At 71.1% G+C, this 11,391-nt stretch carries 10 protein-coding genes; 2 read left to right on the top strand and 8 right to left on the bottom strand.

The window, feature by feature from the left end; translation table 11 throughout:
- From ACTHMS_RS19690 to ACTHMS_RS19655, 8 genes are all read right to left on the bottom strand, one after another.
- On the bottom strand, nt 1–837 hold an 837-nt coding region (locus ACTHMS_RS19690; protein WP_440308362.1), incomplete at its 3' end, for an alcohol dehydrogenase catalytic domain-containing protein.
- Between the two features lie 27 nt (nt 838–864).
- Nucleotides 865–3,375 carry an ATP-binding cassette domain-containing protein gene (locus tag ACTHMS_RS19685; protein WP_440308361.1) on the bottom strand — a complete coding sequence of 837 codons (2,511 nt, stop codon included), beginning with the start codon at nt 3,373–3,375 and terminating at the stop codon, nt 865–867.
- A 75-nt stretch (nt 3,376–3,450) separates the two neighbouring features.
- The gene (locus ACTHMS_RS19680; protein WP_440308360.1) at nt 3,451–4,599 is read right to left on the bottom strand and encodes a substrate-binding domain-containing protein; all 1,149 of its coding nucleotides are present in this window, start codon (nt 4,597–4,599) and stop codon (nt 3,451–3,453) included.
- Between the two features lie 100 nt (nt 4,600–4,699).
- Nucleotides 4,700–5,719: an ABC transporter permease gene (locus ACTHMS_RS19675; RefSeq protein WP_440308359.1), complete on the bottom strand. Its 1,020-nt coding sequence runs from the start codon at nt 5,717–5,719 to the stop codon at nt 4,700–4,702.
- 118 nt (nt 5,720–5,837) lie between these two features.
- The gene (locus ACTHMS_RS19670) at nt 5,838–6,746 is read right to left on the bottom strand and encodes an NAD(P)-dependent oxidoreductase (protein ID WP_440308358.1); all 909 of its coding nucleotides are present in this window, start codon (nt 6,744–6,746) and stop codon (nt 5,838–5,840) included.
- A complete protein-coding gene (locus ACTHMS_RS19665) occupies nt 6,739–7,791 on the bottom strand; it encodes a zinc-dependent alcohol dehydrogenase (protein WP_440308357.1) in 1,053 nt (350 codons plus the stop codon). The genes ACTHMS_RS19670 and ACTHMS_RS19665 overlap by 8 nt, the downstream gene beginning before the upstream one ends.
- A gap of 44 nt (nt 7,792–7,835) precedes the next feature.
- The gene (locus ACTHMS_RS19660; protein ID WP_440308356.1) at nt 7,836–8,816 is read right to left on the bottom strand and encodes a zinc-dependent alcohol dehydrogenase; all 981 of its coding nucleotides are present in this window, start codon (nt 8,814–8,816) and stop codon (nt 7,836–7,838) included.
- A gap of 72 nt (nt 8,817–8,888) precedes the next feature.
- Nucleotides 8,889–9,698: a helix-turn-helix domain-containing protein gene (locus tag ACTHMS_RS19655; RefSeq protein ID WP_440308355.1), complete on the bottom strand. Its 810-nt coding sequence runs from the start codon at nt 9,696–9,698 to the stop codon at nt 8,889–8,891.
- A gap of 93 nt (nt 9,699–9,791) precedes the next feature.
- Between ACTHMS_RS19655 and ACTHMS_RS19650 the strand changes: the two genes are divergently transcribed.
- Together ACTHMS_RS19650 and ACTHMS_RS19645 are read left to right on the top strand one after the other, a co-directional pair.
- A complete protein-coding gene (locus ACTHMS_RS19650) occupies nt 9,792–10,862 on the top strand; it encodes an SDR family oxidoreductase (protein WP_440308354.1) in 1,071 nt (356 codons plus the stop codon).
- A gap of 53 nt (nt 10,863–10,915) precedes the next feature.
- The coding region (locus tag ACTHMS_RS19645) for an aldehyde dehydrogenase family protein (protein WP_440308353.1) at nt 10,916–11,391 on the top strand (476 nt) is incomplete at its 3' end.

Raw genomic sequence — 11,391 nt, 5'->3', positions numbered from 1 at the left:
CGTCGCCGGCTTGGTGTGCAGAACCGGCTGCACCATGGCGCCCCGCTTGCGCACCCTGCTCAGCGCGGTCGACACCCCGGGCGTCGAGCCCGACCACACGGCGACGACGTCGACGCCGAGCCCGCGGGTGAGTTCGGCGATCGCGTCGGCGAACCCGTCTGCTGTGGGATCGAGCACCGGGCCGACGTCGAGCGCCCGGGCGAGCGCCGCTCGGTTCGGGTTCGGCTCGGCGATCACCACGGTCGAGGCGCCGATGGCGTCGGCGTAGAGCGCCGACAGCACGCCGATCGGTCCGGCACCGGTGACCAGGACGACGTCACCGCCGTGCACGCCCACGCGGTCGATGCCGTACGCGGCGACGCTGGCGGGTTCGACGACCGCTCCCTCGACGTCGCTGACCGCGTCGGGCAGCGCGGACACCTGGTAGTCCTTGAGCACCGCGTACTGGGCGAGGCCGCCGGTCTCGGCGCTCAGACCGGTGCACGCGAACCGGACACAGAGGTGGCCGAGGCCCTGCCGGCAGTAGGTGCAGCGACCGCAGACGATCGCCGGCATCACCGCGACGCGATCACCGGGGCGGACATCGGTGACGTCGGGGCCGACCTCGACCACGCGGGCCGAGAACTCGTGGCCGAGTGTCTGCGGCAGGGTCACCCCGGTGAGCGGGTGCGGCGTGACCGGGGTGACGATCGGCCCGACGAGGTACTCGTGGAGGTCGGTGCCGCAGATGCCGCACCAGGCGACCTCGACGAGCACGTCGTCAGGAGCTTTGATCGACGGGACGTCGACATCCTCGATGCGGATGTCCTTCTGGCCATGGAAGCGGGCGGCTCGCACGGGGGCTCCTTCGACGGGTCGGCGGGTCTAGGCGGCGGCTCGGCCGGAGCGCCGCACCTGGCTGTAGATCACGGCGGCGGCGACGACGAGGCCGCCCTGGAAGAAGTACTGCCACGTCTCGGTCAGGTTCAGGAAGACGGTGGCGTTCAGCACCTGGACGATGAGGCCGGCGCCGAGCACGGTGCCGAGGAACGTCCCACGGCCACCGGCCAGACTGGTACCGCCGAGCACGACGGCGGTGATGCTGGTCAGGGTGTAGCTCGTGCCCTGCGACGGGTCGCCGATGCCGAGCTGGGCGAGCAGCACGATCGCGCCGAGGAACACGAGCGTCGAACAGGCGATGTAGGCGCCGATGACGGTCGGGGTGACACGCACCCCGACCTTGCGGGCCGACTCCTCGTCCGACCCGACCGCGCGCAGCGCCAGCCCCGTACGCCGGTAGCGCAGCCCGGCCTCGAGCGCGAGCCCGAGCGCGACCATGATCAGGAACGACCACGGGATGGGACCGATCTTGCGGGTGACGACGTCGGTCACCGAACTGCCGATGGAGCCGCCGGGCGTCGACCGGAGGAGGTAGCTCAGGCCCTGCAGACCGATGTAGGTGGCGAGGGTCGCCGCGACGGGCGTGAACCGCGCGAACCGGATGAGCGACCCGTTGACGGCGCCGGTGCCGATGCCGCAGGCGAGCATGAGCACGAGCCCGAGCACGATCGTCCCCGCGCCCTTGCCGTCCTCCAGGAAGAACGACCCGACGACCACCATGAACCCGGCGAGCGGACCGACCGAGAGGTCGATGCCACCGATGAGCAGGGCGATCGTCTGTCCGAGCGCGATGAAGCCGAGCGCTGCGCAGGACGTCGTCACCGACGTGATGTTGAAGGCGGAGAGGTACCGGTCGTTGCGTCCGAGCACGTAGACGCCGAGCGCCGCCATCACCAGGGCGAGGACGATCACGGGTGCGTAGTCGCCGGTGACGAACCGCCCGAGCGCCGAGGAGGAGCGTCGGCGTGGCGCCGCGGTGGCCTCACGCCGGTGACCGGTGGCGCGGACGGCCGAGTGCACCAGCGCCTCCTCGGTGATGGCGTCGCCCTCGAAGGTCTCGACCTGCGCGCCGCGCGACATCACGATGACGCGGTCGCACAGCCCTTCGAGTTCTTTCGCGTCCGAGGACGCGACCACGACGGGAACGCCGGCGGCCGAGATCTCGCGAAGGATGCGGTAAATCTCAGCGCGGGCGCCGACGTCGACGCCCTGGGTCGGCTCGTCGGCCACGAGGATCGCCGGTTTCGAGAGCAGCGCCCGGGCGAGCACGACCTTCTGCTGGTTGCCACCGGACAACGCCGAGACGAGCGCCTCGCGGGAGGGTGTCTTCACCGCGAGCGAGCCGAGCTCACGCGCGACCGCGCGGTCCTCCCGGGCCGGTCGGAGCAGCGGTCCGCCGCGGAATTGGCCGAGTGCCGACAGCGCGGTGTTCTCACGCACCGACATCGTCATCATGAGGCCGTCGCGGTGGCGGTCAGCAGGCAGGTAGCCGCACCGACGCCGGAGGTGTGCTCGGGTGTAGTCCTTCGACCCGATGCGGATCGCGCCGGTGAACGAGCTCAGCCCCGCGAGTGCCTTGAGCAGCGCGCTCTGGCCGTTGCCCACGATCCCGGCGATACCGATGATCTCGCCCCGACGGGCCGTGAACGAGATGTCGTCGAAGCCGTCACCGGACAGTCCCTGGACCGAGAGCACCACGGGCGCGTCGCCGTCGGGCACCCACTTCGGCGGGAAGGTGCGGTCGAGCCGGCGACCGACGATCATCGCCAGCAACTCGTCGTCGCTGACCTCGTTGACCCGAGCGCTACCGCTCACCTCGCCGTCTCGCAGCACGGTGACGCGGTCGGCGAGCGCCCGCACCTCGGCGAGGCGGTGGGTGATGTAGACGACTGCCGTGCCGCGCGCAGCGGCAGCGCGCACCCGGTCGAACAGCAGGTCGACGGACTCCTTGCCGAGCGGCGCCGTCGGTTCGTCGAGGATGAGCAGCGACGGCTCGGTGACCAGCGCCTTCGCCAGCTCCAGCAGGTGCTTCTGCGCGATGCTGAGCGTGCCGACGCGGTCCTCGAGGTGCGGCGTGAAACCGACGTCGTCGAGCATCGCGCGCATCGCGGCCCGTCGGTCACCGCCGGACAACCGCTGCAGCACCGCCCCCGGCACCGCGGTGCGGATGTTCTCCGCGACGGTCATGTCGGGCATGACGGCCGGGTGCTGGTGCACGATCGCGATCCGGTGGTGCACCGCCTGCGCCGGGGTCAGCGCCGAGTAGCGCATGCCGCCGATCGCGACCGTGCCCGAGTCGGGCGCGATCGCTCCGGATGCGACCCCCATCAGGGTCGACTTCCCGGCACCGTTCTCGCCCAGCAGCGCATGGACCTCGCCACAACGGATGTCGAGGTCGACCTGCCGCAACGCGGCGACACCGTCGTAGTGCTTGCTGATCCCCGACAGCGCCATGGCCGTCGCCGACGCCGCGGTCAACGTCGTCTGGTCGTTCACGAGGTGGTCCTCTCCGTGGGGTCAGCGGCTGGTCGGACGGGGCCGGCCGGCGTGCGACCGGCCGGCCCTGTCGTCCTACTTCTTGAACAGTGCAGCCTGTTGCGCACCGGACAGCTGGGCCGACAGGTAGACGTCCCCAGGCAGGCTGCGGTCACAGGTCACCGGGTGCGGCTGGCCGCTGACCGAGTCCTCGTACTCGGGCGCCTCGAACTGCGTGTCGCTCGGCGGGGTCCCACCGGTCGCCTTGGCCACGGCCCACTGCACGGCCAGCCGGGCGTTGTCGTTGCCGGTCGCGACGGTGAAGAGCTTGAAGTCCGGGTTCTTGGCCTTGTGGTCCTCCCAGAAGCACGACAGCGCGTTGCCGTCCGAGGTGACCAGCGCGGGGATCGAGCGGCCGCTCTTCTCGAAGGCCGGGAGCGCGCCGACGAGCGACGGCCCGAAATCGGACACGATGACGTCGATCTTCGAGTACTTGGCGATGTCCGCCGAGAGCACCTGCTGGCTCAGCGACGGGTCCCAGTTGGTGACCTCGAAGGGCTGCGTACCGATCCACTTGTACTTGCCCGTCGGGTCGAGCACCTCGTGCATCGCCTTGCCCTCGGTGATGCCCTGGCTGTTGCCGGCCGGGCCGGAGAGGAAGAGGATGTTGCCGCCGCCCGGCAGGTTCTTCATGATCCAGTTGGCCCAGTTCTTGCCGTCGTTGGCGAAGTCGGCGCCGATCCAGGTCGTGTAGTCGACGCCGTCCTTGCCGCCCGGGTTGACGCGGTAGGGAACGGTGACCACGCCGGCCTTGTAGGCACTGCGGAGGGCGGGCAGGACGGCTTGTCCGGCGTCCGGGAACACGACGAGTGCGTTGACGCCCTTGGCGACCATGCCCTGGATGTCGGAGATCGCCTTCTGCACGTTGCCCTGGCCGTCGGCGTAGCTGAAGCTCGTCACGCTCGGGCACTTGGCGATCTCGGCCTTCGCCGAGGCTGTCGTCACCAGCCGCCAGCTGTTGCCGCCGAAGCCGTCGGTCAGGCCGAGGGTGATCTTCTTCGGTCCGCACCAGGACGGCGCGCCGGCGACCGCCGAACCGCTGCTGGTCGAGCCACCGGCGGCCGTACTGCCACCGCCACCGCCAGCGGCCGCACCGGAGCCACCCGAACTGCTGCAGGCGCTGGCCAGGACGGCGACCGCGCTGGCCGCGGTCATCAGGCGGACCGCGGACGTGATCTTGGGCATGGGGAGTCCTTTCAGGGTGTCGACTGCCGGACATGGCGGGATCGCCGGTGGAGCATGGAAGAGGTCGATCGGGGACGCCGGTCGTGCGGACCGGCTCGCGTCAGGCCGGCGCGGCCCGGGGAACGCCGGCCCCGGGGCGCCGTCCACCCAGGCGCGACCACCGGATCGTGTACAGCGCGACGCCCACGGTGAGCGCGGCCGCCTGCACGAGCGTCTGCACGGCGAAGGTCTCGCCGAGCGCGAGGACGTACTGCTGCAGCTGGGTCAGGAACAACGCCGCGATCGCGCTCGCGACCAGGTTGCCGCGGCCGCCGAGCAGCGACGTGCCGCCCAGCACCACCGCTGCCACCGAGGCGAGGACGTAGGTGTCCCCCTCGTATGCCGTGGGCTTGTTGATGATGCCCGCGAGCAGCGCGCCGGCGAGCCAGTAGGCGACGGCCGCCCACACGTACGCACCGGCGCGGTGGAACTGGATGCGGATGCCGGCGGCGAGGGCAGCGAACGGGTTCGCGCCGACCGCCTCGAAGCGGCGACCCGCCGGCGTCCGCTTGACGATCACCGTCACCACGGCGATGGCGACGACCGCGAACCAGACGGCGTTGGGGATGCCGAGCGTCGAGTTGCCGGCGATCCGCGCCATGAGGTCGGTGGTCTCGCGGGGCGTCCCCCCGCTCACCGCGAACACGCCGGCGTAGAGCAGCGCGTTGGTCCCGAGCGTCGCGACGATCGCGTTGAGGCCGAAGATGCCGATCAGCAGCCCGTTCACCAGGCCGGCCGCCACCGCGGCCGCCAGTGCCAGCAGCGCCGCCGGCAGCACCTTCGCGTTGTCGCCGTAGGCCTCGTGGGTGATGATCACGACGACCAGGGACATGGTGCCGGCGACCGACAGGTCGATGCCGCCCTGCATCACGACCAGCGTCTGACCGATCGCCGCGACCGCGAGTACCGCAGCGAAGGGCAGCATCGACAGTAGTGCGCCCTGCTTCAGGCTGCTCGGGGCGGTGAGCGTCCCGAGCACGACCAGCACCACGAGCGCGATCAGCACGGTGGTCAGGCCGCGGGACGGTCGCAGGGACACACGGCGCTGGTGCGCGGTCTCCTGCTCGACTCCGACACTCACGGGTCTCTCCTGAGGACGAGGGCACGGGATCCGCCGGGCCGATGTGGCGCGGGACACGGTGTTTGACAGCACTATACGAACGAGGTCGGGTGTTCACAATAGGTTGACACCGAGGAAATTAGTGCGACTTCACGGTCGCGTCAGGACGACCGTCCGACACCACGTCGACCCGGCTCAGGGCGGCCATGTCCGCCGCCCCGAAGCCCGCTGCGCAGGCACGACCGACCACGTCCAGCACGCTCGAGGTCACCTCGGACGACGCGCCTGCGGCCCGGGCCGCCTGCGTGATCAGGTCCAGATCCTTGCGCACGAGCGCCAGGCTCATGGCCACCGGAGCATCCCGATCGAGGAAGGCCTGTCGCTTGTAGCGCACGAACGGAGCTGCCACGACACTCTGCATCAGCACGTCGTACGCCGTCTCGCGGCTGATCCCGGAACGCTCGGCCAGCTGCAGTGACTCGCTCAGCGCGGCATTGAGGTTGTGGACGACGAGGTTGACGGCCAGCTTCATGGCCTGGCCGGCACCGACGTCGCCGACCCGCACGACCCGGTCGGCGATGGCTCCGAGCAACAGTCGGGCCCGCTCGACCACGGCCTCGTCCCCGCCCGCCATCACCAGCAGCGTGCCGGCCTGGACGGCGGGGACGCTCCCCGACACGGGGGCGTCCAGGAACCGTGCGCCCCTCGCGGTGATCGCTGCGGCGCACCGGTCGACGGACTGCACGCCGCTCGTCGCCATGTCGCAGACGACGGTGCCGGACCCGAGCGCGTCGAGGACGGCGCCGTCCAGCAGCACTTCACACGTCGAGGTACCGTCCGCGAGCATGCTGACGACCAGGTCGCGGTCACGCACGGCGACGGCCGCGTCGCCCGCGACCCGGATGTCGCTCGCGTCCCGGGTCGCCGCCACCGCGTCGGCCCGCGCCCGCGTGCGGTTCCAGATCGTGACGCGGTGCCCGGCGTCGGCGAACCGGACGGCCATGGCAGCGCCCATCCGGCCCATGCCGAGGACGGCGACCTCAGCCATGACGCGGGGCCACGAGCACCTTGCCGCCGACCGTGCCGGTGGCGAGCGGCTCGAAGGCGTCCTCGACCACCCGGTCGAGCGGCACGACCCGGTCGACCAAGAGGCTCCCCAACGGACGCGCGGTCAGCAGTTCGAGGGCGCGCGGCAGATCGGCGTCGCACACGTGGGCGACGCTGCTGCGCACGGTGATCTCGCGCAGCACGACGTCGGCGAGGTCGAGCGGCTGCGGAGCGCGCGTCAGCCCGACGAGCATCGTCGTCCCACCGCGCGCGGTGAGCGTGATGGCACGTTGGGCGGCGCCGGTGACCCCGGAGGCCTCGATGACGACCTCGGCGCCGGAACGGACGACGTCGCGTACCGGCCCGAGCGGATCGTCGGGATGGATCAGGACCGTCTCCGTCGCGCCGAGGGCGCGCGCCGAGGCGAGCCGCGCCTCGTCGATGTCGACGGCGACGACGCGGCCGTCGTGGCCGGCGAGCCCGGCGAGGATGAACGAGCCGATCGCGCCGGCCCCGACGAGCACGACGGTGTCCCCCGCCTCGATGCCGCTGCCGGCGACGGCGTGCAGCCCGACCGCGAGCGGCTGCGCCAGCGCGGCCTCCTCGTCACGGCACCCGTCGGGGATCGGACGCAGCGTGCCGGCCGGCACCACGACGAACTCGGCGAGTGCGCCGTCGGCGCTGAGCCCGAGCGTCCAGTAGCGGTCGCAGAGGTTGGTGCGGCCGCGCCGGCAGCGTGGGCACGCTCCGCACGAGACGCCGGCGCCGCTCGCGACGCGGCGGCCCAGCCATGCCTCGGCGCCCCGCCCGACCGCGGCTACCGAGCCGACGAACTCGTGCCCGAGGACGGTCGGCCCGACATGCCCGCTGCCGGGGTGCCGCTGCTGCAACGGCAGCATCATCGGACCCTTGGTGAACTCGGTGACGTCAGTCCCGCACAGGCCGTTGTAGGCGACGGCGACGAGCACCTCATCGGGCCCCGGTTCGGGCGTCGGTCGTTCCTCGAGTCGCAGGTCGCCCGGCGAATGCAGCACAGCAGCGAGCATGGAGTCTCCTCGATGGTGGCGGCGGGAGTGCGGGGACGGTGACGTCAGAGCGTCGCCGTCGAGGTCATGTGCACCTTGATCTGCGCCGGGTCGTCGAGCACCGTCGCGATCGCGTCGTCCCCCTCGGCGAGGGGGAACGTGGCCGTGACGAGCGGCGAGAGGTCGACCGCACTACGCGACAGGAACTGCAGGGTCTGCGGCCAGACCCCGGGCGAGCCGATGATGCCGCGCGCCTGCAGTTCCTTCGACTGGAACAGGCCGAGCTGGGCGGGTGCCTTCGACCCGACATCGATGCCGACGTAGACGATGCGGGCGCGGAAGCCGGCGACCTCGAGCGCGACGGCCATCGCCTCAGGGCGGCCGCTGGCCTCGAAGACGACCGACGCTCCCGCCCCACCGGTCAGCTCGGCCACGCGCTCGAGCAGATCGGGTGCCGTCGGGTCGACCACGTGCTCGGCGCCCAACCACAGTGCGACCTCGGCGCGATGCGCGCTGGGTTCGGCGACGATCACCCGCGCGCCCTTGCGCGCACTGGCCGCCACGACGCCGAGGCCGATCGGGCCGGCACCGAGCACGATCGCCACGTCGCTGGCGTCGAGGTTGTCTGCGCGAAGGGTCGCGTAGTAGCCGCAGCTGAACGGTTCGACCAGCGCACCCTGCGTCCAGGACAGGTTGTCGGGCAGGCGGTGCAACCACGACTCCTTCGCGACGAAGAACTCGGCGGCCGCGCCGCTGATGCTGAACCCGAAGTGGTCCTGGCCGATGACGCACTCACCGACGACTCGGTCACCGACGCCGAGGGACTTGACCGACCGGCCGGTGCGGACGACCTCGGCCGACCACTCATGGCCCGGGATGACCGGGAACTCGAAGGGGATGATGTACCGCCCGGCGAGGAGCTCGATGTCGCTGTGACAGATGCCGACGCTGCGGGCAGCGAGCAGCACCTCGTCCTCGGCGATCTCGGGGATCGGCAGCTCGTTGACCTGAGCCTTGTCGCCGCCGATGAACTGCAGAGCCTTCATGGTGTCTCCCGCGTGGATGGTGCTGGTCGAAGCAGCGCAGACAGGTCGGAGAGGTCAGACAGGTCAGACAGATCAGACATAGCCGTGCCGCACGCACCAGATGCCGCGGGCGACCTGGTCGGTGCGGTTGGCGAGCAGGTGGGGCACGGCCGAGTCGAAGCCGATCGCCTCGCCGGCCCGGAGGGTCAGCACCTCGAAGCCGACGGTGATCTCGAGTTCGCCCTCGAGGATGTACCCGTACTCGGAGCCGACGTGCTGCAGCATGGTCTGGCCGGTCGTCGAACTGGAGTACGGCGGGTAGACGATCTCGAGGAAGTCCAGGCCGGTGCCGGTGTTGTCGGCCAGCCGCTCCCAGACGACGCCCGAGTCCATCGTGAGCACGTGCCGTTCCCCCGGTCGCGTAACCGAGAGCTTGGCCAGCGCCCTGGAGCGGGGCCAGGCGTCCTCGATCGACGCCATCTGCGAGCGGTTGATCGAGTCGGCCACGCTCGGCAGGCGCGACGAAGCACGCGTGCTCGCGACGACACCGGCCGGTCCGTGACCCGCGGCGGACACCGTCGGCGTCGTCGCGACCTCGGGTGTGTCGGCGGCGAAGAGCTCGTCGATCGAGACGTCGAGCAGTTGGGCGAGTGAGTAGAGGGTTGCGACCGACGGTTGCGACTTGCCCCGCTCGACCTGCGAGACGAACGCGGGCGACACGCCGAGCTGGCGCGCGACCTCACGCAACGACATGCCCGAGCGTTCGCGCTGCCGCTTCAGCCGGACACCGAGGGTGCCGACCGGCTCGTGGGGTTGACCGCCCTCCTCGGTGTCGGCCTCGGTGGGGTCCGGTGACACCGCTGCGTCGGCGTCGACCGACGGCCTGCTCTTCCTGGTCGCCATGTCGGTCACCGTAAAGTGTCACTTGACGAGTTGTCCAGCACCTGGACAAACTTTGCCTGCTCCGTCAAGCAGCACCTCAATCCAGGAGACTCCATGGAACGCACCGCCCTGGTCGTCGGTGTCACCGGCATCGCCGGGTACAACATCGCGACCGCCCTGGTCGCCGATGGTTGGCGCGTCGTCGGGCTGTCCCGGCAGCCGCGCTACGAGATCCCGGGCGTCGAGCACGTCTACGCCGACGTGCTCGACCGTGCGTCGGTCGAGACGGTGACGGCCGGGCTCGGCATCAGCCACCTGTTCTTCGCCACCTGGTCGCGTCAGGCCACCGAGGCGGAGAACTGCCGGGTCAACGGCGCGATGCTGGCGAGCACCCTGGACGCCGTCGCCACGACCAGCCGACTGCAGCACGCGGTGTTGATCACCGGGCTGAAGCACTATCTCGGCCCCTTCGAGGCCTACGCGTCAGCGCCGGCCGAGACGCCGTTCCGCGAGAGCAGCGACCGCCTGGCGTTCCAGAACTTCTACTACGAGCAGGAGGACATCCTGTTCAGTGCGGCGGCCGAGCACGGCTTCACCTGGTCGGTGCATCGCCCGCACACGATGATCGGCTACGCGCTCGGCAACGTCATGAACATGGGCGTGACGCTCGCCGTCTACGGCAGCATCTGCCGCGCCACGGGGCAACCGTTCGTCTTCCCGGGCAGCCCGCAGCAGTACGGCGGCGTCACCGACATCACCGACGCCCGCCTGCTCGGCCGGCACGCGGTCTGGTCGGCGACGACCCCGGCCGCGCGGAACCAGGCATTCAACACCACCAACGGCGATGTCTTCCGGTGGCGTCAGATGTGGGCGCGCGTGGCGGAGGGACTCGGCGTCGAGCCCGCGCCCTACCCGGGTACACCGACCCCGCTCGAGGGACGCCTCGGCGACGCCGACGAGGTCTGGTCGAAACTCGTCGCCGAGCACGATCTCGCCCCGCTGTCCGCGTCCGAGCTGGCGTCCTGGTGGCACACCGACGCCGACCTGGGTCGCGAGGTCGAGACCTTCGCCGACATGGGCAAGAGCCGGGCGCTCGGGTTCCTGGACTACCAAGACTCGGCCCGGTCGTTCCTCGACCTGTTCGACACCCTGCGCGCCGAGCGGATCATCCCGCCCCTGACGTGACGGTGTCCCGTCCGATCCCCACCTCACCGACGCGACACCTGGAGCTCCCGGCCGTGCCGACCATCCCCGACATCGATCCCGAAGCAGTCAGCGCGCTGCCGCTCCTGGCGTCGTCCACCGGAGGCGCGACCACGCAGGTCTTCGCGCCGTACGACGGGAGCCTGCTCGGCGCCGTGCCCTCGCTCGACGCCGCGACGACCGAGGCGGCGGTCGCGATCGCGCGCCGTGCGCTCGACGGTGGCCCACTGCCCCAGTGGCGCCGCGCCGAGATCCTCGACCGCGCCGCCGACGGCCTCGTCCGTCGCGCCGAGCAGTTCGCGCGGTGCATCGCGCTCGAGGCAGCGAAGCCGATCCGGACCGCCCGCGTCGAGGTCGAGCGGGCCGTGTCCACCCTGCGGTTCAGCGCGGCGGCCGCGCGGCACCTCACCGGTGAGATGGTGCCGCTAGAAGCGTGCGCGTCGGGGCAGGGACGTCTCGGGATAAACCAACAGGTGTCGGTTGGGGGTGTGGGGGGGGTGGCGGGGTTGCT

This window comes from Jatrophihabitans sp. (assembly GCF_051960575.1).
Lineage (GTDB): Bacteria > Actinomycetota > Actinomycetes > Mycobacteriales > Jatrophihabitantaceae > JBQCEE01.
Note: the sequence above shows the minus strand (reverse complement) of the source record. Positions and strands in the feature narration are given on the sequence as shown.

Bases quoted from the DNA above. Each gene is read 5' to 3' on its own strand.
- ACTHMS_RS19670 (WP_440308358.1), bottom strand. From the start codon at position 6,746: ATGGCTGAGGTCGCCGTCCTCGGCATGGGCCGGATGGGCGCTGCCATG.
- ACTHMS_RS19650 (WP_440308354.1), top strand. From the start codon at position 9,792: ATGGAACGCACCGCCCTGGTCGTCGGTGTCACCGGCATCGCCGGGTAC.
- ACTHMS_RS19665 (WP_440308357.1), bottom strand. From the start codon at position 7,791: ATGCTCGCTGCTGTGCTGCATTCGCCGGGCGACCTGCGACTCGAGGAA.
- ACTHMS_RS19660 (WP_440308356.1), bottom strand. From the start codon at position 8,816: ATGAAGGCTCTGCAGTTCATCGGCGGCGACAAGGCTCAGGTCAACGAG.
- ACTHMS_RS19680 (WP_440308360.1), bottom strand. From the start codon at position 4,599: ATGCCCAAGATCACGTCCGCGGTCCGCCTGATGACCGCGGCCAGCGCG.
- ACTHMS_RS19655 (WP_440308355.1), bottom strand. From the start codon at position 9,698: ATGGCGACCAGGAAGAGCAGGCCGTCGGTCGACGCCGACGCAGCGGTG.